This is a genomic window from Streptomyces sp. NPDC056479 (assembly GCF_042795335.1).
Taxonomy (GTDB): Bacteria; Actinomycetota; Actinomycetes; order Streptomycetales; family Streptomycetaceae; genus Streptomyces.
The window spans coordinates 1,278,955-1,303,665 of sequence record NZ_JBHTRZ010000001.1 but is presented as its reverse complement, the minus strand read 5'-3'; the positions used below and the strand labels follow the sequence as shown (position 1 = coordinate 1,303,665).

Genomic DNA, 24,711 nt, shown 5'->3' with positions numbered 1-24,711 from the left:
AGACTGACTTGTCGAAGCGCATCGACGCTGTCATTTTCGCTCACTGGCTGTCAATGGACCAGTAGAGAGAAACTTTCCTCCCGCACGGGCTCTTGTTTCGCTCGAAACATGTCCGTTAACTTCCCTCGCAAGTGAAGCGCTTCGACACTTCGTGGGAAAGGGTCTCCGTCATGACGGCACGCCGCATCACCGACCGCTTGGGCGGTCTCGCCTTCGGCGGCGACTACAACCCCGAGCAGTGGGACGAGCCGGTCTGGAAGGAGGACGGCGAACTCATGCGCCGGGCGAGGGTCAACCTGGCCACTCTCGGCGTCTTCTCCTGGGCCCTGCTCGAACCTGAGGAGGGGCGCTACGACTTCTCCTGGCTGGACGCCCACATCGAACGCCTGCACGCGGGCGGCGTGGCCGTCGACCTCGCCACCCCGACGGCCTCCCCGCCGCCCTGGTTCACCCTCGCCCACCCGGAGGCGCTGGCGGTCAGGGCCGACGGCACCCGGCTCGTCCACGGAAGTCGCGACACCTACTGCCTCGCCTCGCCCGCCTACCGCAGCGCGGCCCGCCGGATCGCCTCCGCGCTGGCCGAACGGTACGGCGACCACCCCGCCCTCGCGCTGTGGCACGTGCACAACGAGTACGGCACGCTCTGCTGGTGCGACCACGCGGCGGCCGCGTTCCGCGTGTGGCTGCGTGCCCGGCACGGCTCGCTGGACGCCCTCAACGAGTCGTGGGGCACGGCCTTCTGGAGCCAGCGCTACACGTCCTGGGAGCAGGTGCTGCCGCCGCGTGCGACGCAGTACCACAAGAACCCTGGCCAGACGGTGGACTTCCACCGCTTCTGGGGTGACGAGATCATCGCCGCCTACGGCGAGCAGCGCGACGCGATCCGCGAGCACAGCGACCGCCCGGTGACGACGAACCTGATGCTGCCCTACGACCTGCGGCTCAACCTGTGGGCGTTCGCCCGCGAACTCGACGTCGTCAGCTCCGACCAGTACCCGGACGCAGGCGGCCTCGACGGCGCCGCACATGTGGCCTACTACGCCGACCGCTCCCGTTCCCTGGCCGGCGGCCGCCCGTGGCTGCTGATGGAGCAGGGCACCAGCACGGTCTACGACGGCGATCAGGTGATCGGCAAGGAACCGGGTGACGTGCTGCGCCACAGCCTGGGCCACATCGCGCGCGGTTCGGAGGGCGCCCTGTTCTTCCAGTGGCGGCAGTCCCGGGCGGGCGCCGAGACCTGGCACTCGGCGATGCTTCCGCACGCGGGCCCCGACAGCCGTATCTTCCGCGAGGTCACGCGGACCGGCGAGGCGGTCGCCGCGCTCGGGGAGCTGGCGGGATCGACGGTCACCGCGCAGGTGGCCGTGCTCGACGACCCGGACGCCATGTGGGCACTGGAGGCGGACGGCCTGCCCTCCTCCCGCCTCGACTACCACGCGCCACTCGCCGGGGCGCACCGCGCGCTGTGGGACGCGGGCGTCACGGTCGACTTCGCCCACCCCGAGCACGAGTTGAGCCGCTACCGGCTGGTCATCGCCCCCTCCCTGTTCCTGCTGTCCGACAAGGGTGCGGAGAACCTGCGCCGTTACGTCGAGGACGGGGGGACGCTCCTCGTCCAGCACGCCGCCGGCTACGTCGACGACCGCATGCACGCCCGGCTCGGCGGCTATCCGGCCGCACCGATGCGCGAGGCGCTGGGCATCTGCGTCGAGGAGCACCGGCCGCTGCGAACGGGCGAGCGGATCACCCTGTCCGACGGCTCGCACGGCACCGTCTGGAGCGAGGCCCTGCGCGTCGAGGGCGCCGAAGCGCTCGCCGCCTACACCCACGGCATGCTCGCGGACAGCCCGGCGCTCACCCGGCACCGCTTCGGTGCCGGACGGGGCTGGTATCTGTCCACCCGCCTGGACGACGCCGACTACGGCGCCCTTGTCGGACGGCTCCTGAAGGAAGCCGGCGTCGAGCCGGAGCTGCCTGACCTGCCGGACGGTGTCGAAGCCGTCACCCGGCACGCGGCCGACGGCCGCCGCTGGCACGTCCTGATCAACCACACCGAGGACACCGTGCCCCTGCCGGATCCCGCCCACGACCTGCTCACCGACCGGGCGGCCCACGAACTGCCGCCCGGCGCCTGCGCGGTCCTGCGCGGCCACTGACCCGGAGAAGGCCACCATGGAAACAGAAAAGCGGAGCTTTCACTGGGGTCACGACGCCCTGCGCCTCGAGTTCGTCCTCGGCGACGACGGCAGTACCCGCCTGACGCACCTCGGACGTCCGGGCGAGGTGGGCAACGGCCCCCGTGGGTCCCTGCCTCTGGTGGAGGTGACGGCCACGGGGCACGGGCGCAACTGGTCGGGCAGCCGTCTGGTCCAGACGGGGCTCGGCGAGCGGCTGCGCCACCGGTCCCACAGTGCGGCCCGCGAGGGTGACTGGCACATCCTGACCGTCCAACTCCACGACCCGGACACCGGACTGGTCGCGGAGGTGACCTATCGGTCGCCGGACGGCTTACCCGTGCTCCGCAGCGAGGTGACGCTTCGCAACGAAGGGCAGGACACGCTCCACCTGGAGTCGGTCAGCTCGTTCGCGACCGGGTGCCTCACCACGCCGGACCCGGCGGACCTGGACGCCGCCGACCTGCTGTGGGCGGAGAACGACTGGCTCGCCGAATGCCGCTGGCAGCGGCGCCCGTTGCGGCTGACCACACCGGACCACGCAGGACGCGTGAGTCACGCGAACGGCCGTTCCGGCTTCGCCCTGACCGGCCAGGGCACCTGGTCCAGCTGCGGGCAGCTGCCCATGGGCGGCCTGACGGACCGGCGCACCGGCCGCTCCTGGGTGTGGCAGATCGAGCACAACGGCGGGGGCTGGCGCTGGGAGTGCGCCGAGCGCGAGAGGACGGCCTACCTGGCACTGTTCGGGCCCACCGACTCCCACCACGGCTGGCGGCAGCCGCTGGAACCGGGTGCCGTCTTCCGCACCGTACCCGTGGCCCTGTCCTTCAGCGCCGACGGCGGCCCCGACGCCGCGTTCGCCGCGCTGACCCGCTACCGACGCATCCAGCGCCGCCCGCACGCCGACCATCAGGGCCTGCCCGTCATCTTCAACGACTACATGAACTGCCTGATGGGAGACCCCACCACCGAAAAGCTGCTGCCGCTGATCGACGCGGCGGCCGAGGCCGGAGCCGAGTACTTCGTCATCGACGCGGGCTGGTACGACGACGGCGGTGACGGCTGGTGGACCACCGTCGGCGCCTGGGAGCCCGCCGCCTCACGCTTCCCCGGGGAGAAGGGCATCCACGAGGTGCTGGACCGCATCCGGGAGCGCGGCATGGTGCCCGGCCTGTGGCTGGAGCCGGAGGTGATCGGCGTCCACAGCCCGGTGGCCGACTCCCTGCCCGACGAGGCGTACTTCCGCCGCGACGGCGTCCGTGTCACGGAGTCCGGCCGGTACCACCTGGACCTGCGCCACCCGGCCTCCCGCGCCCATCTCGACCAGGTCGTGGACCGGCTGGTCGGCGAGTGGGGCGTCGGCTACCTCAAGCTCGACCACAACATCGACCCCGGCTCCGGCACCAGCGCCCATCCCGGCGAGAGCGCGGGCGCCGGACTGCTCGGCCACAACCGCGCCCACCTGGACTGGCTCGACGGGATCCTGGACCGCCATCCGCACCTGGTGGTGGAGAACTGCGCCTCGGGCGGCATGCGCCTGGACCACGCCCTGCTGTCTCGGCTGCAACTGCAGTCCACCAGCGACCAGCAGAACCTCCACCACTACGCGCCCATCGCGGCCTCCGCACCCACCGCAGTGACCCCGGAGCAGGGCGCCGTCTGGGCCTATCCGCAGCCGGAGGACTCCCTCGACGAGGTCGCCTTCACCATGGCGAGCGCCCTCCTCGGCCGCATCCACCTCTCCGGCCGCCTGCTGGAACTGGGGCCCGAGGCCCGCGCCCTGGTCCACGAGGCGGTGGCGGTGTACAAGGCCATCCGCGCCGACCTGCCGCAAGCCGTGCCCTCCTGGCCCCTCGGCCTCCCCGGCTGGGACGACCCCTGGATCGCGCTCGCCCTGCACACCCCCGCCACGACCTACCTCACCGTGTGGCGGCGCGCGGGCGGCGAGGCCACCATCACCCTCCGGCCGGCTGAGCGGGCGGGCGGCGCGGCCCGTGCCGAGGTGCTGTACCCCGCCGCGGGTCAGGCAGTTGCCGTCTGGAACCCGGACACCGCCGACCTCACGGTGACCCTGCCCACCGCGCCGTCCGCGGCGCTGCTCCGCATCACCCGCACGGAACCGGACGCTCCCTGAGCGCCGAGCCTGCCGCCCACCCGACGAAAGGACGACCGAGGGTGCCCGCTCAGAACCCGCCCGCCCACGCGACCAACCCGGTGCTCCCCGGGTTCCATCCCGACCCGAGCATCTGCCGTGTCGGCGACGACTACTACCTCGCCTGCTCCAGCTTCGAGTACTTCCCCGGCGTACCCCTCTTCCACAGCCGTGACCTGGTCCACTGGCGGCAGATCGGCAACGTCCTGGACCGGCCGGAGCAGTTGCGTCTGCCGGCCTCCATGGCGTCCTCCGGCGGGATCTACGCCCCCACCCTGCGCCATCACGACGGACGCTTCTGGCTGATCGTCACCAACTGCAGCGAGGGCGGCGGCAACCTGATCGTCACGGCCACCGACCCCGCCGGACCGTGGTCGGACCCCATCTGGGCACCGGGCGTGGCCGGCATCGATCCCGACCTGGCCTGGGACGGGGACGGCACGTGCTGGTGCACGGTCGCCGGGGTGTCGCAGGTCCGTATCGACCCCTCCACCGGACAGACGCACGGCACACCGCACAAGCTCTGGTCCGGCGCCCCCGGCGCGAAGGCTCCGGAAGCGCCGCACCTGTACCGGATCGGCGACTACTGGTACCTGCTCATCGCCGAGGGCGGCACCGAGCGCGGCCACGGCGTGTCGATCGCCCGCGGCCGTACGCCGACCGGTCCGTTCGAGCCGCACTCGGCCAACCCGATCCTCACTCACCGCGGCACCGACCACCCGATCCAGAACACCGGGCACGCGGACCTGGTCCAAGGCCCCGACGGCTCATGGTGGATGGTCTTCCTCGGCGTACGACCGCGCGGCGGCACCCCCGGCTGGCACGTGCTCGGCCGGGAGACCTTCCTCGCTCCCGTGACCTGGGAGGACGACTGGCCGGTCGTCGGCGAGGTCGCCCTGGACGTGTCCGCGCTCCCCTGGCCGCTCACCCCCGGCTCCGTCGAGGAACGGCGCGACGACTTCGAGCTCAGCGAACTCGGGCCGACGTGGATCTCCGTGCGGGACCGCCCCGCCGAGCTCTGCACCACCAAGGAGCGCCCCGGTTGGCTGACGCTCCGCGCACGTGGCGCCTCCCTGGACGAGCCCGACGTGGTGTTCACGGGCCGGCGTCAGCAGCACTTCTCCTGCCGGGCGCGCACCCTGGTCGACGCGGGGCAGGGGCGCGGCGGCCTCGCCGTACGGCTGGACGAGCGGCACCACTACGCGATCGAGGCGTGCGGCGCGGAGGTGCGGGTGATCGCGCGCGTCGGCTCCCTGCGCACGGTCGTGGCCGCGCGGACCGTACCGGCCGGGCAGGTGACCCTTGCCGTCGCCGTCACTGACCCGCCGTCACCGCACGGGCCCTGCACCGGACCCGACTTCGTCTCGCTGGGGGTCGAAGCCCCGGACGGAACGTTCACCGAGCTCGCGAACCTCGACGGCCGCTACCTGTCGACCGAGGTCGCCGGCGGCTTCACCGGCCGGGTCATCGGCATGTACGCCACGGCGGGCACCGTCCACTTCGACTGGTTCGACTACGAGCCCCTCGACGACTGAACCCCAACCGCTGCGACCGAACGAAAGGAAAGAACATGAAGGACATACGGCAACCCACCCGCGACCGCCGCCGCGGCCCCGGACGCCTGGCCGGCCTGCTGCTGGCGCTGCTCGTCATCCTGGGACTGTCCGGCACCGCGCTCGCCGCGCCGGGCGGCACCGCACAGCAGAGACCCTCCACGGCCGGAGTTCCGTCCCGCGCGATGGACGCCGTCGACGCGATGCAGCCCAGCTGGAACCTGGGCAACACCTTGGACGCGATTCCGGAGGAGACGTCCTGGGGCAACCCCAAGGCCACCAGGGAGCTGTTGGAAACCGTCCGGGCGCAGGGCTTCCGCAGCGTCCGCATCCCGGTGACCTGGAGCGCACATCAGTCGGCCACCGCGCCCTACACCGTCGACGCCGCGTACATGAGCCGGGTCAAGCAGGTGGTGGACTGGGCGCTCGCCGAGAACCTCTACGTCGTGCTCAACGTCCACCACGACTCATGGCAGTGGATCGAGAAGATCGCCACCGACCACGACAATGTGCGCGCCCGCTACGACGCCCTGTGGACCCAGATCTCCGCGGCGTTCCGGAACGAGCCGCGCAGCCTGCTCTTCGAAAGCGTCAACGAACCGGGCTTCGCCGACGCCACCGCCGAGCAGAAGACCAAGTTCATGGACGAGCTCAACACCTCGTTCCACAAGATCGTCCGTGGCTCGGGGGGCGGAAACAAGAGCCGCCTGCTCGTCCTGACCACACAAGGCGGCAGCGCCTCCCAGGACCTCATGGACGACCTGTACACCACGATCAGCGGGCTGCACGACAGCAACCTGGTCGCCACCGTGCACTACTACAGCTACTTCCCGTTCAGCGTAAACATCGCGGGTGGCACCCGGTACGACGACACCGCCCGCAACGGCGCGGACGACACCTTCGCCAGCATGCACCACACCTTCGTCGCCAGGGGCATCCCCGTCTACGTCGGTGAGTACGGTCTGCTCGGGTATCCCGATCACAATCATCCCTCCCGCATCGAGCGGGGCGAGGCGCTGAAGTACTACGAGCACGTCGGACACCTTGCACGCGTCGCCGGCGTCACCACCGCCCTCTGGGACCCCGGAACGTGGGCTTATCTGAACCGGGAGGCCCTGAAGTGGTCGGACCCCGCCCTGTTCGCCTGGATCAGGTCGAGCTGGACCACCCGCTCGGGAACCGCCTCCTTCGACAAGTTCTTCGTGGCGAAGTCGAGCCGCATCACGGCCCAGTCGCTCACCCTGAACCTGAACGGCACCAAGTTCCGGGGCCTGTGGCACGGCGACACCAAGCTGGCCGAGGGCCGGGACTACACCGTCTTCGAGAAGCGGCTCACCCTTACGGCAGCGGCCCTGACCCGGCTGACCGGCGATCGCGACTACGGCGTGAACGCGACGCTCCAGGCCCGGTTCTCCAAGGGGCTGCCCTGGCAGATCGACGTGGTCACCTACGACACTCCGGTGCTGTCGGACGCCACGGGCACCGCCGAGAAGTTCACCATTCCCACGAAGTACCAGGGTGACGACCTGGCGACCATGGAGGCCACGTACGCCGACGGCACCAACGCCGGCCCGACCAGCTGGACTCCGTACCAGGAGTTCAACAAGGCCTTCCGGCCGGACTACCCGAACGGCACGATCATCCTGACCACCGAGACCCTCGAGTCCCTGCGTGACGGTGAACCGGCGACGCTGACCTTCCACTTCCACAGCGGCGCCAAGGTGAAGTACAAGGTCACGAAGTCCGGAGACTCGGTCACCGGTACGGCTGTCAAGGAATCCTGACCGACAGGCCCTCGCCCTGGTTGCCCGCCTCCTGAGCAACCAGGGCAACGGCGTCTCTGCGCGCCGCCTCACTCCTCCTTCGGCGGAGCCGTGCTCTCCCGGACGGCCAGAGTGGTGGCGATCTCCAGCCCCATCTGTGCCACCTGCTCCCCCCGCCCGAGCGCCAGAGCCAGCTCGGTGGCCGCCGTCGCCATCTCGGCCAGCGGCTGGTGGACGGTGGTCAAGGGCGGATCCATCCAGGCCACGGCCGGTACGTCGTCGAAGCCCACCACGCTGAGATCGTGCGGGATGCGCAGGCCCAGCTCGCGCGCGGCCTGGTAGACACCGAGCGCCTGCATGTCGTTGGCGGTGAACACGGCGGTGGGGCGATCGGCTCGGGACAGCAACTCCCGCGCGGCGGCGTACCCGTGCTCTCGTGTGAGCTGGGTCTTCACGACCAGGCCGGGTTCCACCGGCAGTCCGGCTTCCGCGAGAGCGGACGAGTAGCCGGACAACCGGGCGAGACAGAAGGGGTGATCAGGTCCGCTGATCATGGCGATGCGCCGGTGCCCGAGGCCGACCAGATGCCGGGTCGCCGCCTGCCCGCCCCTCCAGTTCGTGGCCCCCACGAACGGAACGTCGTCCGGCAGCTCGTCGATGGGGTCGAAGACGACGAACGGGATGCCCTTCGCCTTCAGCTGTTCCCGCTCCGCTTCAGAGAGTTGTGCCACCGACAGCACACACTGGGGACGCCGGCCGACCGTGTCGTCGATGGTCATGCCCGCCGTGTCATGCAGCCCGAACTCCGAGACCAGCACGCCGATCCGGTTCCTGCGGGCCACGCGCTCGACACCGCGGATGATCTCCACGGCCCACATGCTCTCCAGCTCGCGGAACACCAGCTCCACGAGATTGCTGCGGTTCTTCGGAGGTTTGCGGTAACCGTGCTGGTGGATCAGTTCCTCGACGCGGGCCCGGGTCTCGTCCGACACCCCCGAGCGGCCGTTGAGCACCTTCGACACGGTGGGTATGGAGACGCCCGCGGACTCGGCGATATAGGCGATCGTCACCGATGCGGGTCCCCCACCGCGCTCGCCGGGGTCCTCCGTCGAAGGCCTTCCCGCTCGGTTGTCCGGCACGGTCGATTTTCCCCATCCCCTCGCCTGCCACTGCCGGCATTCTCGCACCCGGCAGCAGAACCCACTCAGCGCATGGGGCACGGCTTCCGACAGCCGCCTTCGCGGAGGACAACGCGCTGCGGGCCGAGATCGGCCGCGCCTACGGAAGGACGCGGACCAACCTCGGCCCTGATGCTTGGTCAGTCGCCGTTGATCAGCCGCCGTTGATTGTCAGGTTGTTGGTGTTGAAGTTGAGGCCGCCGGACGAGGAGGTGATCTCGTAGCCGAACTGCACCTCACCGATGGTCTCGTTACCGGCCATCCAGCGCTTGTTGTAGGCGAGCCACTGGAGGATCGGCTTGATGTCCACGGTGCCTGCGTTGGAGTCGGACGTCCGCAGGAACGAGAAGACCTCGTTCGACCCGTTGGTGCCCTTGTAGACGTTCCAGTTGTGGCCGCCGAGGGAGACGTTGCCCTCATAGCCGCCGATCGGGCCGACGGCTCCGTTGTAGTTGACCCAGAGCATGATCTCGTAGTCGTGGTCGGTGTCCCAGATGTCGTACGACGTGTTGTACGCGCCGGACGACGGGACACTGACGTTGTAGTCGCTGGTGAGCCAGCCGAGGGAGTCGATCGTCTTGTTGATCGCCTTCGTGGAGTTGGGGTAGGACTTGATGCCGCCGCTGTTGGGGTGGTCGGCCCAGACACCCCAGCCGGTCCCGGAGTTGGCCCATATGCACTGGCCGCCGGCGCCGGAGCCCCAGATGTTGTTGTAGAGCGTGTAGCCGTTCAGATTGGTGCTGGCCCACTGGTCGCAGGAGTTCCAGACTGCGGCCGAAGCGGGGGCGGAGGCCAGTCCGACGGTGGCACCGAGAGCCATCGCCGGCGCGAGCACCGCCATGGTGATCTTGCGTACTCTGCTTTTGACCATGGTGTCCCTTCCACGGGTGGGGGGAAATGTGGGGGGTGCTGCCACGCCCCTGTCTTGAGGGGCGCGGTCCTCTCCGGCGACGAGGTCGATCGATCGGCTCCGCGTCGCCGGAAGAAGTCCTGACTGCGAAGGGGGCTCAGCCCTTGATGGCTCCGGTGAGCATGCCCTTCTTGAAGTGCCGCTGGACGAAGGGGGAGGCGACCGCGACGGGGATCAGCGCGAGGACCATGACTGCCATCTGCAGCCCCAGCGAGGACAGTTGTCCGGTCCGGACCGCCTGCTGGAGGCCGGTCGGCGCCTCGGTGTTCCTCTGGACCAGTTGGATGAGCACGTTCTGCAGCGGCATCATCTGCTGGTCGCTGAGGTAGATGGAGGCGTTGAACCAGGCACTCCAGTACCCGACCGCGTAGAACAGCGAGATGACGGCCAGCACCGCACGCGACAGCGGCATGATGATGGTCAGCAGGATCCGCAGATCACTGGCCCCGTCGATGCGGGCGGACTCGGTGAGTTCGGGTGAGATCCCCATGAAGAAGGCCCGCAGGACGAGGATGTTGAACACGCTGACCGCGCTCGGCAGGATCAGGGACAGATAAGTGTCCGTAAGGCCCAGCGACTGCACGAGAAGGTATGTCGGAATGAGCCCGGCACCGAAGAACATCGTCGCCATCATGGTCATCAGGAAGAACCGATGGCCCAGACTCCCCGGCCGCGACAGGCCGTAGGCCGCCAGCACCGACACCGTCATCGAGAACAGTGTGCCGAAGAGCGTGACTCCGACCGAGACCATGATGGCCCGGCTGACCTGGCCGCCGCCGAGCAGTTCGGTGTAGTTGACGAACGTGATGCCTTGGGGGATCACGACAAGGCCGCCGACCCGGTCGATCACGGGCTTGGGAGAGAGGCTGGTGACGATCACGATCCACAGCGGTCCGAGTACTCCCAGGCAGCACAGCACGAGGAAGCCGCTCTTGGCGGTGAGTCCGACCTTGCTCGGCGGCTCCTCCCACACCGGGCGAGCGGGAGCCTTGAGACTGCGGATGAGCTGTGTGTTGAGGCTCATTTCTTGTACACCCCCTGCTCGCCCAGCAGGTGCGCGAACTTGTTCGCGCCCAGGACGAGGCCCACTCCGATGAGTCCCTTGGCCAGGCCGACCGCGGCCGCGTAACTGAAGTCGCCGTTCTGGATGCCCATGTTCCACACGTAGGTGTCCAGGACCTCACTGGCGCCCGCGCCAACCGCGGCGCGCTGGAGCAGGAACTGCTCGAAGCCCACGCTCAGGGCGTCACCCACCCGCAGCACCAGCAGCAGCGCGATCACCGGGCGCAGCGCGGGCAGCGTCACATGCCACATCCGCCGCCAGCGACCCGCGCCGTCCATCGCGGCGGCCTCGTACAGATCGGTACTCACCGCGGCCAGCGCGGCGAGGAAGACGATGATCCCCCAGCCGGCGTCCTTCCACACGGCCTGTGCCGTGACCAGGTACTTGAACAGGTCCGCGTTGGTCATCAGGTCGAAGCCGCTCCAGCCGTGCCGCTCCAGGGTCTGCGCGATGATGCCCGCGCCGCCGAGGATCTGCTGGAAGACGGTGACGACGAGGACCCAGGAGAAGAAGTGCGGCAGGTACATGATCGCCTGCGCCACGGCCCGCACTCGGGGCCGGATCACACTGTTGATGACCAGCGCGAGGGCGATGGGGACGGGGAAGAACAGCGCCAGTTGGAGCACGAACAGGACGAGGGTGTTCTTCGTGGCGCTCCAGAACAGCGGGTCGTCGAACATCCGCGAGAACTGCTCCACGCCCACCCAGGGGCTGTGGAAGATCGCCATGATGCCGTTGCCGGAGACGTACGGGTCGTACTCCTGGAAGGCGACGACGTTGCCGAGCAGCGGGACGTAGTTGAAGATCAGGAGCAGGACGATGACGGGCAGGGTCATCAGGATGAGCGCGCGGTCCCGGCGCAGCCGGATCCGCCAGGGAACCTTGCCGGCCTCGCTCGCCTTGCGCGGCGCCCGCGCCTTCGACCCCGCGGCTGCGAGCGCGGCCGTCGGCTCCTCGACGGCCACGGGGGGACGAGTCCCGTCGGGCCTGCTCCCGGCCGTGAGAGCCATCAGTTGCCGCTGCCGTTCTTGTCGAGGAGCTCCTTGTACCAGTCGCGCAGCTTGTCACCGCCGGAGGACCGCCAGGTGGAGATGGCGTCCTGCACGTCCGACAGCTTCTTGTGGCCGCGTACGTAGTCCTTCTGCAGCTGCTCGTGCTGGCTGGCGAGGTTGGCGTAGCGGGTCGGCTCGATGACCTTCATGCCGTAGGTGGACGTCTTCTTCGCGAAGGCACCCATCCGCTGCTGCCACTCGGTCTGCTTGCGGGCGACGTCCGGGAAGTCGGGGTGGGCGAAATAGGGAGCCGGGGCCGCCAGCATCACCCAGGCGTTGATCACCTCGGAGTTGCCCTGGTCGGTCTTGACCGGGACGCCGCCCTTGACCGTGTAGTGGGTGCCCTCGACGCCGTAGTCGACGAGCATCCGCTCCTTCGTGCCGTACGGCGCTGCCGCGAAGTCGGCGGCGGCCAGCGCGTTCTCCACGGCCTCCTTCGAGGCGCCCTTGCGGATCATCGTCCAGATGTTGGCGGGCGAGGCCGCGGTCAGCGTCGGGTTCCCGCCGTCGGCGCCGAAGATGTCCATGGCCTCGATCTGGAAGTCCGGGTTGGCCTTGGCCTGTTCGGCAGTCTTCGTGTACCAGGCGGAGGCGTCGCTGACCCAAGTCATGATCTCTCCGGCGGTGAACCGCTGGCCCGGGTCGCCGGACTCCGCCTTGTCGTCGGGGTGGACCACGCCGGCGTCGAACAGCTTGCGGACCCACTCCAGGGCCTCGAGGTACTCGGGCCGCTCGATGCCGTATCTCAGCTTGCCGTCGTCATCGATGTTCCAGCCGGCGAGGTTGCCGAAGATGGCCCCCGAGATCCAGGACATGTCACCGCAGGCGTACACCTTGGCCTTGGCGCTGGTGGCCTCCTTGGCCCAGCTGAGGAACTCGTCGGCCGACTTGGGTACGGAGTAGCCCTTCTTGTCGAAGAGGTCCTTGCGGTAGTACGGCGTGATGAAGCTCGCGGGGGCGGTGGGGAGCGGAATGCCGCGCAGCGCGCCGCCGAAGATGCTCATGCGCCAGGAGTCGGAGGGGATCGCGGCGAGGTTCGGGTACTTCTTGGCCTTGTCGCCCGCCAGGTAGGGGCCGAGGTCCATGAACTTCGCGGTGACCGCGTTCGGGATCTTGCCGACCAGTTCCCAGTCGGGCACGACCACCATGTCGGGTATGGAGCTGGAGGCCAGGATGGCGCCGAGCTTCTGGCCGTAGGTGTTGCCGTCCTGGTTCTGCCAGGTGATCTTGGTGCCGGCCGCCGCGTCGAGCGCCTTGTAGTAGGCGCACCCGGGCTTCGGCGGGGTGCCCCAGAGCGGGGACATGATCTTGAGGGGTGCGCCGGTGCCGAGCTTCGCCGGGACGGAGACGGCGAGGGCCGCGAGGTCGACCTTGCCGGTGTAGCCGGCTGACGAACCGTTCTTCGACGGCAGATCCGGCTGGGCGACCGTGCTGGCGACGTAGGTCGGTATCAGCTTGTCGGCGGCCTTGCCCGAGGTGGCGCCCTCGCGCGACTCGCTGTCCGATCCGCCGCAGGCGGTGAGCAGAGGCATCCCGCCGGCCACCGCTGCGGTGGCGACCGCCGTGGAGGCGAGGAAGCTTCTCCGGCTTGGTCCTGAGGAGATGGAGGCGACGTTCGGCGTCATTGCGTCAACCCTTCATGGCGCACCTTGACGCCCGGCGGGGGGCGTCGGCTGCGGTGTCGTGACTGGAACTGGCTGAGCTGAAAGGACATCCCATTACTGCGACGCACTTCATAGTCGAAGCGCTTCGAAGTTGCTGTGAGGTTAAGTCAACCCCCATGGGCACACAAGGGTCGCTTCCAAGATTCCTGTGAGGTGCTGGAGGGGACTCTGGGCATGTACTGCTTGAAGAACCCGTGAAGACCTCTTGGCACTCTCCCCGGTGTTGGACGCGCATCGAAGCGCTTCGAAAGTACTCACTGCTGCATCGCATGGAATCCCATGTATCCGCCACATACGCCACGCCTTCTGTCCCAGGCGCTCCCTAATGCACCAACCGGAGCGCCGAGGAGCGGGGGCCGATCTAGGCTGGGAGCGGCCGCTGGAGACCAGCCCTGACGGGCACGGCTGTCCGGACGGAGGCGTGGCTGTGGAGATGGCCGACAAGCAGGACGCGCCCACTGCCGTTGCCGTTGTGGACCCGGACGGCATGCTGAGCGGCTGGAGCGAGGGGGGTCGGATACTGCTGGGCTGGACGGCGGAGGACATCGTCGGCCGCCCCGTGACCGACCTGCTGGTCGATCCCCCGCCACCCGACTTCCCCGAGAGCAACGGCTCCGGCCCCGACCTCACGGGGTTCGTCCCCCTGCGCCACCGGGACGGTTCGACGGTGGACGCTGTGGTGGCGGCTCATCCGCTGTCCGGCCCCGACGGGCGGGCACTGGGTCACGCGGTGACCGTCCAGCGCTGGGGAAGCCGCCCGGTGATCGCCGACCGGGCCTTCGAGCAGTCACCCTTTGCCCTGGGCGTCTACGACCCCGAGCTGCGGTTCCTGTGGATCAACGCCTCCTCGGGCCGGGTGATTGCGCACTCCGAGGAGCAAGTGCTCGGTAGGAAGTACCGCGAGGTGCTTCCCGAATTCGACCGCTCGCTGTTTCCCGAGAGGGACGACAAGCCCTACACGGACGCGCTCGCCGAAGTGGCGAGGACGGGCGAACCCACGCGACTCATCACCGTCTTCCGCCCTCGCGGCAGTGACTACGCCAATGCCTGGGCCACCAGCATCTGGCCCGTCCGGGATGCCGGGGGCAAGGTCCGCGCGATCGCCAACTGGGGATTCGACATGAGCGCCGAGTACTGGGCTCGGCAACGCCTGCTCATCCTCAACGAGGCCAGCGGCGGCATCGGCCGGACGCTGGACGTGATCGGCACAGCCCAGGAACTGGCCACGACCCCGGTGCCGGGATTCACCGACCTCGTCACCGTGGATCTCTTCGACGAGGTGCTGCGTGGAGAAGAACCGCCCTCCCCTTCCGCGTTCACCTCCGGCGAGCCCATCGTGCTCAGCCGTGCCGCCCAGCACGGCACGAAGGGGGACACCGACCGACCTTCCGGGCCCACGAATCCGGTCAGCCACCCTCCCGGTTCCGTCGCCGCCCGCTGCATGGCCACCGGCAGGTCCACGGTTGAGCTCGCCGCCGAACCCGGCGAGGGCGGCGAATGGGCCTTCGGGCCCGGGCTCGCCGCCGACCCGGCCCACTGGCCACCGGGCAACCCGGTGATCGACGGGTCCATCGCCGCGGATGGGCTGACCGGCCGGATCACCGTGCCGCTCCGGGCGCGCGGCGCGCTGCTCGGGGTCGTCGCCTTCTCCCGGCTCGACCGGCCCGAGGCCTTCACCGCCGACGATCTGATCCTCGCCGAAGAGCTGACCGCCAAGGCGGCCGTCGCCATCGACAACGCCCGCCGCTACTCGCGCGAGCGCACGACCGCGCTGACCCTGCAACGCAGCCTGCTGCCGCAGGAGCTGCCGGACCATGAGGCGGTCGAGGTGGCATCCCGCTATCTGCCCGGCGGGGCCGGTGCGGAAGTGGGCGGTGACTGGTTCGACGTCATTCCGCTGTCCGGCGCCCGGGTCGCCCTGGTCGTCGGCGATGTCGTCGGTCACGGGCTGCACGCCTCGGCCAGCATGGGTCGGCTGCGGACGGCGGTCCGCACCCTCGCCGACGTGGACCTGCCGCCGGACGAACTACTGACCCATCTGGACGACCTCGTCCTCCACCTCGCCGGCGACCTCCAGCCCACCGGCCACTTCCAGCCGACCGGCGAGTCCGGTGCCACCTGTCTGTACACCGTCTACGACCCGGTCTCCCGACGGTTCACACTGGCGAGCGCCGGCCACCCCCTGCCGCTGATCATCGCCCCGGACGGCACCAGGACCCCGGTGACCGCCCAGCCGGGACCTCCGCTCGGCATCGGCGGGCTGCCGTTCGAGGCCACCGAGCTCGAACTGCCCGAGGGCAGCCTTCTCGCCCTCTACACCGACGGGCTGCTGGACGGCCGCGCACCCGACGTCGACAAGGGAATCGCCGAACTGCAGCGGGTCCTGAACCAGTCGGCCACCTCACTGGAAACCCTGTGCGACACGGTGATCGACGCGGTGCTCCCCGATCGCCGCACCGACGACGCGGCCCTGCTGCTCGCACGCACCCACGCGCTGGCTCGCCACCACGTCGCCGACTGGGACATCGAGCCGGACCCCGCGCAGGTACCGCGCGCAAGGAAGTTCGCCGTCGACCAGGTGGACGCGTGGGGCCTGGAGGAGGCCGCCTTCGTCACCGAGCTGGTCGTCAGCGAGCTGGTCACCAACGCCATCAGATACGGCCAACCGCCGATCAAGCTGCGGCTGATTCGCGACACCTCCCTGATCTGCGAGGTCTCAGACGCCAGCAACACCGCTCCGCACCTGCGCCGGGCCCGTGCCTTCGACGAGGGCGGCCGGGGCCTGTTGCTCGTCGCCCAGCTGACCCAAGGGTGGGGCACGCGGCACACCACCAACGGCAAGACCATCTGGTGCGCACAGACCCTCCCTCAGTCCGAGCCGCACTGAGGGAGTGTGCCGGTCACCAGCCCGTCGGCAGACCGGCGATGAATGAGGTGAGCCGGTCGGCGATGAGTCGGTCGTCGTGGGCCGAGTAGTGCCAGTCGCAGCCGAGGAAGTCCAGGCCCGAGTCGTCGAGGAACCAGTAGCGGACCCGGCTGTCGCCGGCGTCGTTGCGCGCCTTGACCACTTGCTGGACATGACCGGCGTACTGGCCAGCGCCCACCGCCACGATGGTCGTGTCGGCCCCGTAGCGCGCCCGCAGTTTCTCCATGAAGTCGCCGTAGGCGGTGCGGTAGCCGGCCGCGAGGCTGTCGGTCGTCCATGGCTCACCGGGGTTGATGGCGGTCGAGAAGTCGTTGGTGCCGAGGTTGACCACGACGACCTGGGGGCGCCAGGTGCCCGGGTTCTGCCAGACGTCGCCGGACGCGTTCAGCAGGGCACGGTCGTAGAAGGTCCGGTACGTGACGTCCGTACGGCCTCCGTTGTAGTTGCGCACCATGCCGAGGCCCGAGTAGCCGTTGATCTGGTAGTCGGCGTTCAGCCGCCGGGCGGTGAGGGCGCCGTAGCTCACGTCGGAGTTGGTGGTCCGCTTGAGCTGGTCCGAGGTGCAGGTGCGGGAGGCCGAGAGGTTGCCGTAGCCGACCGTGAGGGAGTCGCCCATGAACTCGATCTGGCGGCTGCGGGCGGCCGGCTTGCTCAGTACGGCGCCTCCGGGGGCGGCGACGAAGCCTCCGAACGCGCTGGTGTCCCCCGGGGTGTCGTTGCGCTTGACGAGCCGGACGGTGTGCGTGCCGTTGGACAGGCCGTCGATCCAGTGCATGGTGTTGCCGGGCGTGACGAGCGTGGCGACGGTGGATCCGTCGATCTGGACGTCGTAGTCGGCGGCCGAGTCGTTGAGCACGATACCCACGCCGGTGCCGCTGACGCGGCCCTCGAAGTAGACGCCGGGCCAGCTGTACTGCACCGTGTTTCCGTTGTCCTTGACCCGCCCCGCGGTGTGCACCTGCGACAGCGCTGCCGTAGCGCGGACCAGTTGCCACTGCTGGTTGGCCCCGCCCCAGTCCGTGAACTGCACGACCTTGGCGCCGTCCGCAGTCGAGGCGTTCTGGACCTCGACGGCCTTGCCGCTGTTGCGGTTGATCAGCCGGACGTAGCCGTCCGACGAGTCGGCCAGCCGGAACTGCTGGTTGGTCCCATTGGCGTCGCCCCACTGCACCACGTCCGCGTGGTCGGCGGTGGAGTAGTTCAGGACGTCCAGCACCTTGCCCGAGTGCTGCGCCTTCAGCCGGTAGTAGCCACCGCCCGAATCGACGAACTGGAACCGCTGATTGGCATTGTCGGTGCGGGTCCACTGCGTCAGACCCGCTCCATCAGCCGTGCTCACGCCCGCCACATCAAGAGCCTTGCCACTGCCCCGGTTGACCAGCACATAAGACGCGCTCGTATCCACCGTGGCCGCCCGCGCCGTCCCGGCGGCGCCCAACCCGGTCAGTAGCGTTGCCATCAGGGCGGTCACCGCGCCAAGGACGGCCGTTCGCCTCCCGCGTCTCCGCCACGGAAATATGGATGTCATCGAGAGCCGTCCTCCACCTTCTCGAAGAAGAACTCGTGTTTGAGGAAGGAGACGTCGTACTCGTGACCGGCCTGCGGCGGCAGCAGTTGGGATGCCTGGAACAGGCGCCACCCGTCGAGCAGCGCGGCAAGCCCTGTGGGATAGGGCGGCTCGTCGCTGTCACCGGTCGTCGGGTGGGTCCGGCCGGTCCCGTCGTATCGGGACCAGCCGACGACGTCGGAGTCCAGCGCCGACGTGGCGAGGTAGAGGACCAGGACCTGCTGCCTCATGCGTGACTCCTCAGGGTCGGCCGGTTGCTGACGCGCGTGACCCAGTACTCGACATCGAACGAGCCGTCACCGGTCAGGGCCCGCCACAGCAGGACTCGGTTGTAGATCTCCAGTCGGGCCGTGGCCTGCTCGTACCAGGGGAGGTACGTGTTGAGTTCCGCGGTCACCGCAGGGTCGTGCAGGTCGGAGGTGTCCCAGAGGCGCACCTGCGGCACGGTCGGGTTGAGGCGGAGTTTGTACATGTAGCGACGGCGCTCGGTGTCGTTGCGGCGGCCACCGTGCCAGATGCCGTGGTGCACGAGAACGACCGTGCCTGCCGGACAGGTCAGACGGGTCTGCCCCCTGAGGTTCTGGACGCGGCCGATGTCCGTCTCGTTGATCCGGCGCAGATGGCTTCCGGGCACACTGAGGGTGCCGCCCATCTCGGTGGTCACCTCGTGCGGGTAGTACATGAGCTGGATGTCGAACGCATCCGGCCGCACGTCGATGATCGCGTCTCCGTGAAGCGGCTGCGCGCGTCCCTCGTGCGGCTCGCGCACATGCACCGCATGGTGGTCGACGGTCGGCTCGGGGCCGACCAGGCTCTCGACGGCGCCTGCGACGACCGGCAGGCTGAGCAGCTCGTGGACGAAGGTGTCCGGCGCGAACGCTCCGCCCAGCGCTGTGCCGTAGGCCACGTCCGGCAGGCCATCGGTCAAGGTCGCGATGGCCCGTTCATTGATTTCCTGCGGCACCACCCCGTCCAGGCGCAGGAATCCCTGCGCGGCGAAGCGCGCCACCTGAACCGATGTCAGGAGTTGTTTGCTGGTTGACATGCGACGAACCTACGGGTCCGATCTGGATCGGTCGTGGGCTGAAATCGTCCAGTGCTGGTAATTTTCCATCCTCGTGAAACACGCGACAGTACGCATCGACCAGGCGCCCACCGTGGTCAACGCCGGCATCGGGGTGCACGGCGTCTCCAGCGCGCACGACGTCTTCCGGCTGCCCGACCTGTGGCAGCTGCACCTCTACAACTACGAGGGCGCACTGTCTCTCGGACAGTCGGTCCACCCCATACGCCCCGGTCACGTCAGCCTGGTGCCTCCCAACACTGAGGTGCACTTTCACTACCGGGGCAGGTCGGAGCATTTCTACGTCCATCTGCGGCTGCACGACGGCGGAACCGCGCGGGTGGTACCGGTGATGCAGGACGCCGCTGCCGAGAGCACACACCTGGCCGATCTGCTCCGCCACGCCGTGACGGCCATGCCGACCGCTCCCCCGCGAGCCACGGCCGAGGTCTGGACCGCTCTGTGGCGCATCGCCGAGTTGCCGAAAGGCGTTGGAGCCGGGCGCCGCCACCCCTTCGTTGCCGCCGCACAGGCCTACGTCGAGGAACACCTGGCCGGCCCGGTGTCCGTACCGGACGTCGCTCGCGCCGTCGGAATATCCCACACACACCTGACGCGTGTGTTCCGTGCCGAAACCGGCCTCACGGTCGTGTCGTACATCCGGCACCGACGCCTTCAACGCGCCCGCCACCTCCTGTTGTCCTCCACCCTGTCCATCACCGCCATCGCCGCGGCCGTGGGCATCGCCGATCTCCAGGCCTTCAACAAGGCCTGCCGCCGTGAATTCGGCGCGAGCCCGCGTGACGTACGTGCGGCCGGCCGTGCGGGGCTGGACCGCCGAGGACCGTAAGCGGTGCCGACGGACAGCTGCCGGCGGCCAGGCAAGGCGCGTCCACAGGGCAGTGCCGCGCAGGCTGATCACCGCGGTGTTCGGCGAGGCGCCCACGCTGGGCAGCGCGGCCACGGTCGACGACGGCACGGAGGGCCCCTCCCCAGCACACGCTGTTGCCGAGAAGTCGGACACAGGCAGAGGGCTGGCATCGGCCACAGGGGCGGAACTCCGGGATGCCCAGCCTCCTACAACGGGTCCCGTGGATGTCCCGCTTCCAGACGCCCGGCCTGGAAGCGTCGGGCAACGCCTGGAGCCGGATCAGGGGGTGACCGAGTGCCGGGTCGCCGAGCCGCGTTCACCGATTGGCGGCCAGCACTGCTCCAAGGCCCTCTTGCAGATCCTTGACGAAGCACTCGGGAACCTCCAGCGAGGGGAAGTGTCCCCCGATTTCGGGCGACCTCCATCGGACGATCTGTCGGTACCGCTCCTGTGCCCAGGCGCGCGGACACTTCTCGACGTCGCGCGGATACATAGTGATCGCTGACGGGACGTCGACCCGAAGTTCGGGGTCCAGCGAGTTGTGGCTTTCGTAGTAAATGCGGGCCGCCGATGCGCCGGACCGCGTCAGCCAATACAGGGTCACGTCGTCAAGAATGCGGTCTCGGGAAATCGTCTCGAACGGGCTGTCTTCGGTGTCCGACCACTCGGCGAACTTGTCGAGGATCCAGGCAAGAAGCCCGACCGGCGAGTCGACGAGGGAGTAGCCGATGGTCTGCGGTCGGGTCGCCTGCTGCTTCGCGTACGCCGCGCGGTGGCGCCAGAAATCGCGGGTCTCCTCGGTCCACTTGCGCTCGACCGCCGTCAGCCCGTCCGTGGTCAACCCGGGCGGGCCCTCCGCGAACGTTGTGTGGATGCCGAGAACGTGAGCCGGGAACCTACCGCCGAGAACCGTGGTGATATTGCCTCCCCAGTCGCCGCCGTGGGCTGCGAACATGCTGTAGCCGAGCCTGCCCATCAGTTCCACCCATGCGGCCGCGATCTTTTCGGTCCCCCACCCGGTGGTGGCCGGCTTGTCGCTGTAACCAAAACCAGGTAGCGACGGGACCACGACGTGGAACGCCGGCGCGTCCGCATCTTTCGGATCTGCCAGCTCGTCCACTACATCGATGAACCGAGCAATGCTGTCGGGCCACCCGTGCGTCAAGATCAGAGGAGTGGCGTCTGCGCGCGCGGATCGGCGGTGCAGGAAGTGGATCCCCAGATCATCAATGGTCGTGCGGAACTGGCCGATCCGGTTGAGGCGCTCTTCGAACGGCCGCCAGTTGTACCCGGTGCGCCAGTAGTTCACGACATCGACGAGGTCGGCCAGCGGAACGCCCTGCTCCCATCGGCGAGGGTCGGGCGCGGGGCGATAGACCGTCTCGGCCTCCGGCAGGCGCGCCGCGGCCAGTCGCGCGCGCAGATCGTCGAGGTCGGCGTCAGGTGCATGGGCTTCAAATGCTTGCACGTCGCTGGTTGGACGGGGCATGAGACCTCCTGGCCATCGCGGCCATCGCGGAACCGGCTAAGACGGTTCTAGCAGTTCCCCGAGCCACGTTGCAACCGGCTAAGGTGGTTCCATGCGTGCTGGATTCCCTGACTTCCGCCTCGGTACTGTGCTGGCGACCAGCTTCACGGGGACTCTGTCCGAGCGTCATGGCGACGCTGTGGAGCGCATTCCCACGCCGCAGCGACTCGTCGACTGGCTGGCGATGAGCGGCCTCGCCGTGGACTCCTGCACCACTGCACAGCTCGACCTCGCTCGGGAGCTGAGGGAGTCGATTCACGCCGTCGCGACAGCGGCCGCGATCCAGGACGCTCTTCCTGCATCTGCTGTCCAAGTCATCAATGACTTCAGCGCTCAGGGTCGGGCCGCAGCGATTCTGACGCCCGAGGGCAAGCGGCAATGGCGTCTCAACTCGGCTTCCTGCGTGCAAGATGCCCTCGGCGTGATCGCCGCCGACGCGATCAGCATCATCGCAGGCGAACGAGACGGAAAATTGGCCTTGTGCGCATCACCAACCTGCCAAGCCGCCTTCTTCGACACCAGCCAGAGTCGCACCCGCAAATGGTGCGACATGAACACGTGCGGGAATCGTCAGAAGAAAGCGCGCTTCAATGCCAACCAGCGCAAAAATCCCAGATCGGCGGAGTGATCGACGCGGTCACCAGCAGCGTCCCGGCAGCGCTCGTCGAGAGCCGACGCCTCGGCCGCACCCTGAAAAGGCGCTCGGCCGACGTTCTTGGTCAGAGGAAAACACGTGCAATATCAAGCCACTTGTGCGCGTCCTCACCGACCGCTGTGAGGTCAGTTTCAGCTCGGGACCTGCGCTGGGTAACTCGGAGGCAGAAGTCGAGGGCGCTGCCCTGAACCCGTTGCTGGGCATCCTCCGGGCCCCATGCCCACGTTTGGCCGGCGGGACCGGTCAGTTCAATGCGGAACGGCTCTGCCGGACCGGGCAACTGAGCAGCGTAGAACGACAGCTCTCGTCCTATCACTCCCAGCGAGGCCACATGCTTGAGCCGACCTGTAGGACGACGTGACACACCCAGTGAATCGACAACGTCCTGCCCGTGGGCCCACACTTCCATCAATCGAAGCGGTGCCATGAGCGCTGCGGTGATCTGCGAGCCGTACCAAGGAAACCCGTGATCCTCTGGAACGTCACGAAGCGCCGCCGCCACCTCGGTTCGGCCGGCGCGCCATTGTGCCAACAGTGCCGAACGCGGTTTGGCCGCTCCCGCGGCCGCGTCGAGATCCGCGTATTGGCTGCCCGCGGCTGCGGCCTGCTTCAGCACGGTGTCGAACGCCTCAGGGGTCCGCACGGCGATGAGAGCGTTCGCATCGGCTGAAGCAAGATGAGCGATCTGATGGGCGATCGTCCAGCCCACTGCCGGTGTGGGCTTGGTCCAGTCCGGCTGGGCCGATATCAGGGCGTCGAGATCATCCCCTTCGGCCACCAAGTCGGGCACAACGAGATCGCGCTCTAACCCGGAGACATCGAGGTCGTAGTTGAGCATCCGGTATCACCCTTCAGACGGGTTGACGACTGACACTGGCGATGGGGTCGATCCACGGATGACCATAGTCAAGCCGCTCCACGGCGCGCGAGGCGACGGACTCGCGAAGGACACTGCCGGGGATGCGGACGCATCCGTCCGACCTTGACGTATCGGATGCGCCACTCCCGATGGACCGGCGGGGAAACGCGTCCGCACCTGCTCGCTCCCCCCTTGCACGGTTCTCCAGGACCTCCCGGGAGCGATGCCGAGAACGCACATCGCGGACCTCTGAGCTCTGGACTGACGGCGCGTCAGGGAGTACGGCACCGCGCCTAGCCCCTTGCGCAGCAGTGTGCGCCGCGTCACGCACAACAAGGCCATCCAAGTTGCCCAGATCACAGCGCAAATGTCCATTTAGCATCCATGCTCGAACCGGACACTGAGGCCTGAAGTAGTGCACATAGTCATTGACTTGGATGCGCCGTGCCGAAGTGATCCATGACACAGCGTTCGTGACGTTCTTCCTCGTTCCCGTAGAAAGGTGCCAATCATGGCCGCTTACCTGTGCCCGCCTGCCGTGATACACGGCGAGCACACCGTGAAGACCAGCGAGATCGTGGCGGAGGTGCGCGACCGACACCCGCACGCGGCGTGGGCGCCGCGGATTGACGGCATCGCGGCCAGTACGGGCATCGAAGCTCGCGGATGGATGGTGCCGCTGGAGACCGCCGTCGCGCCTGGCAACGGGAGCGGCGTGCCGGCCGCCGGCATCGCGCCGACCCGAGAGGCGCTGGCCGGTGACGGGTTCACCGAACAGGACGTGGATCGCGTGATCGCCGCCCTCGAGGCGATACCCGCGCCGCAGACCGTCCAGGAACGCACCGCGCCGGCCTGGGCGGCCGTACAGGCCTGCGGGGAGCGTGCGGCGCGCGGGGCCCTGCAGATCGCCGGGCTGGACGCCACGGACGTCGACTGCTTGATCACCAGCAACTCCACCACCCCGGCGCTGCCGGGGCTGGACGTCGCCCTGGCCAACAAGCTCCCGCTTCGCAACGACGTGCTGCTGCTGCCGGCCACGCAGTGGGCCTGCATCGCCGGGACCCGCTCCCTGGCGCTGGCGGCGGATCTCGTGGCCGCGGACCCCGACCGGGTGGTCCTGGTCGTGATAGCGGAGGCCCTGAGCACGACCTACCAGCCCGCGGACGACACTCTGGAGTCCTTGATCGTCCGGTTGCTGTTCGCGGACACCGCGGTCGCCGCGGTGGTCACGGGCCGCCCGAGGCCCGAGTCGGTGCTGCGACTGGACGCCTCCTGGAACCACACTCTGCCCGGCACCCAGGACCTGCACCGCCTGGAGACTCAGGCGGACGGCACCCACTTCGTGATGGACCGGCGCGGCCCGCGCGCCGTACAGGAGACGGTCACTGCGATGTGGGAGTGGTTGCAGGCCCGCTACCGGGACGACCCCGACTCCTGGCACCCCGATGTTCTGCTCGCGCACCCCGGCGGGACGCGGGTGCTGGAGTACATGGAGCAGACGATGCCCGACGGCTGGCCGTCGGGGCTGCTGGACTACAGCCGGGACAGCTACACCAGCGGCAACCGCGGAGGTGCCGCCGTGTTCGACATCCTGCGGAGGGCGCACGACGCCGGGCAGGCACCGGGCAGTCGTGCCGTCCTGTATGCGGCGGCCCCGGGACTCACGGCCACCGCCCTGGAAGGGGAATGGCTGTAGGGCCCGCTCACGCCACCCGTACCGAACCGGTCGCCGC

18 protein-coding genes are annotated in these 24,711 nt (G+C 68.7%); 8 read left to right on the top strand and 10 right to left on the bottom strand.

Annotated features, from left to right (window positions below):
* Nucleotides 1-170 precede the first annotated feature (170 nt).
* Genes ACFQ6S_RS05645 through ACFQ6S_RS05630 form a run of 4 tightly spaced genes read left to right on the top strand, consistent with a single transcriptional unit; the run spans nucleotide 171 to nucleotide 7,663 of the window.
* Complete coding sequence (locus tag ACFQ6S_RS05645) at nucleotides 171-2,156, top strand: beta-galactosidase (protein WP_383403965.1); 1,986 nt, start codon at nucleotides 171-173, stop codon at nucleotides 2,154-2,156.
* 16 nt (nucleotides 2,157-2,172) lie between these two features.
* Complete coding sequence (locus tag ACFQ6S_RS05640; protein ID WP_383403962.1) at nucleotides 2,173-4,308, top strand: alpha-galactosidase; 2,136 nt, start codon at nucleotides 2,173-2,175, stop codon at nucleotides 4,306-4,308.
* 41 nt (nucleotides 4,309-4,349) lie between these two features.
* Nucleotides 4,350-5,861 carry a glycoside hydrolase family 43 protein gene (locus ACFQ6S_RS05635; protein ID WP_383403959.1) on the top strand — a complete coding sequence of 504 codons (1,512 nt, stop codon included), beginning with the start codon at nucleotides 4,350-4,352 and terminating at the stop codon, nucleotides 5,859-5,861.
* Nucleotides 5,862-5,896: 35 nt separating this feature from the next.
* Nucleotides 5,897-7,663, top strand: a complete 1,767-nt coding sequence (locus ACFQ6S_RS05630; protein ID WP_383403956.1) for a cellulase family glycosylhydrolase — start codon at nucleotides 5,897-5,899, stop codon at nucleotides 7,661-7,663.
* A gap of 68 nt (nucleotides 7,664-7,731) precedes the next feature.
* On the opposite strand, the gene ACFQ6S_RS05625 is transcribed toward ACFQ6S_RS05630, so the two are convergent.
* The 5 genes from ACFQ6S_RS05625 to ACFQ6S_RS05605 all read right to left on the bottom strand — a co-directional run bounded on the left by ACFQ6S_RS05625 (nucleotide 7,732) and on the right by ACFQ6S_RS05605 (nucleotide 13,470).
* A complete protein-coding gene (locus tag ACFQ6S_RS05625) occupies nucleotides 7,732-8,712 on the bottom strand; it encodes a LacI family DNA-binding transcriptional regulator (protein WP_383403953.1) in 981 nt (326 codons plus the stop codon).
* Between the two features lie 262 nt (nucleotides 8,713-8,974).
* Nucleotides 8,975-9,691: a hypothetical protein gene (locus ACFQ6S_RS05620; RefSeq protein ID WP_383403950.1), complete on the bottom strand. Its 717-nt coding sequence runs from the start codon at nucleotides 9,689-9,691 to the stop codon at nucleotides 8,975-8,977.
* A 136-nt stretch (nucleotides 9,692-9,827) separates the two neighbouring features.
* Nucleotides 9,828-10,754 carry a carbohydrate ABC transporter permease gene (locus ACFQ6S_RS05615; RefSeq protein ID WP_383403947.1) on the bottom strand — a complete coding sequence of 309 codons (927 nt, stop codon included), beginning with the start codon at nucleotides 10,752-10,754 and terminating at the stop codon, nucleotides 9,828-9,830.
* Nucleotides 10,751-11,803, bottom strand: a complete 1,053-nt coding sequence (locus tag ACFQ6S_RS05610; protein ID WP_383403944.1) for an ABC transporter permease — start codon at nucleotides 11,801-11,803, stop codon at nucleotides 10,751-10,753. Before ACFQ6S_RS05610 ends, ACFQ6S_RS05615 begins: the two co-directional genes overlap by 4 nt.
* Complete coding sequence (locus ACFQ6S_RS05605; RefSeq protein ID WP_383403941.1) at nucleotides 11,803-13,470, bottom strand: extracellular solute-binding protein; 1,668 nt, start codon at nucleotides 13,468-13,470, stop codon at nucleotides 11,803-11,805. Before ACFQ6S_RS05605 ends, ACFQ6S_RS05610 begins: the two co-directional genes overlap by 1 nt.
* A gap of 472 nt (nucleotides 13,471-13,942) precedes the next feature.
* Between ACFQ6S_RS05605 and ACFQ6S_RS05600 the strand changes: the two genes are divergently transcribed.
* The gene (locus ACFQ6S_RS05600) at nucleotides 13,943-16,396 is read left to right on the top strand and encodes a SpoIIE family protein phosphatase (RefSeq protein WP_383404340.1); all 2,454 of its coding nucleotides are present in this window, start codon (nucleotides 13,943-13,945) and stop codon (nucleotides 16,394-16,396) included.
* Between the two features lie 13 nt (nucleotides 16,397-16,409).
* Here ACFQ6S_RS05600 and ACFQ6S_RS05595 read toward each other — a convergent pair whose 3' ends face one another.
* The 3 genes from ACFQ6S_RS05595 to ACFQ6S_RS05585 all read right to left on the bottom strand — a co-directional run bounded on the left by ACFQ6S_RS05595 (nucleotide 16,410) and on the right by ACFQ6S_RS05585 (nucleotide 19,047).
* Complete coding sequence (locus ACFQ6S_RS05595; protein WP_383403938.1) at nucleotides 16,410-17,894, bottom strand: RICIN domain-containing protein; 1,485 nt, start codon at nucleotides 17,892-17,894, stop codon at nucleotides 16,410-16,412.
* Between the two features lie 65 nt (nucleotides 17,895-17,959).
* Nucleotides 17,960-18,232, bottom strand: coding sequence for a hypothetical protein (locus ACFQ6S_RS05590; protein WP_383403934.1), 273 nt, complete (start codon nucleotides 18,230-18,232; stop codon nucleotides 17,960-17,962).
* Nucleotides 18,229-19,047, bottom strand: a complete 819-nt coding sequence (locus tag ACFQ6S_RS05585) for a phytanoyl-CoA dioxygenase family protein (protein ID WP_383403931.1) — start codon at nucleotides 19,045-19,047, stop codon at nucleotides 18,229-18,231. Before ACFQ6S_RS05585 ends, ACFQ6S_RS05590 begins: the two co-directional genes overlap by 4 nt.
* A 73-nt stretch (nucleotides 19,048-19,120) precedes the next feature.
* Between ACFQ6S_RS05585 and ACFQ6S_RS05580 the strand changes: the two genes are divergently transcribed.
* Nucleotides 19,121-19,915 carry a helix-turn-helix domain-containing protein gene (locus tag ACFQ6S_RS05580; RefSeq protein WP_383403928.1) on the top strand — a complete coding sequence of 265 codons (795 nt, stop codon included), beginning with the start codon at nucleotides 19,121-19,123 and terminating at the stop codon, nucleotides 19,913-19,915.
* Between the two features lie 337 nt (nucleotides 19,916-20,252).
* On the opposite strand, the gene ACFQ6S_RS05575 is transcribed toward ACFQ6S_RS05580, so the two are convergent.
* On the bottom strand, nucleotides 20,253-21,425 hold the full coding sequence (locus tag ACFQ6S_RS05575) for an epoxide hydrolase family protein (RefSeq protein ID WP_383403925.1): 1,173 nt from the start codon (nucleotides 21,423-21,425) through the stop codon (nucleotides 20,253-20,255).
* Between the two features lie 91 nt (nucleotides 21,426-21,516).
* Between ACFQ6S_RS05575 and ACFQ6S_RS05570 the strand changes: the two genes are divergently transcribed.
* Entirely contained in the window at nucleotides 21,517-22,092 is a 576-nt protein-coding gene (locus tag ACFQ6S_RS05570; protein ID WP_383403922.1) for a CGNR zinc finger domain-containing protein, read from the top strand.
* A gap of 91 nt (nucleotides 22,093-22,183) precedes the next feature.
* On the opposite strand, the gene ACFQ6S_RS05565 is transcribed toward ACFQ6S_RS05570, so the two are convergent.
* Entirely contained in the window at nucleotides 22,184-22,957 is a 774-nt protein-coding gene (locus ACFQ6S_RS05565) for a TIGR03084 family metal-binding protein (protein ID WP_383403919.1), read from the bottom strand.
* 532 nt (nucleotides 22,958-23,489) lie between these two features.
* Here ACFQ6S_RS05565 and ACFQ6S_RS05560 point away from each other — a divergent pair.
* The gene (locus ACFQ6S_RS05560; RefSeq protein WP_383403916.1) at nucleotides 23,490-24,674 is read left to right on the top strand and encodes a type III polyketide synthase; all 1,185 of its coding nucleotides are present in this window, start codon (nucleotides 23,490-23,492) and stop codon (nucleotides 24,672-24,674) included.
* Nucleotides 24,675-24,711: the final 37 nt, after the last annotated feature.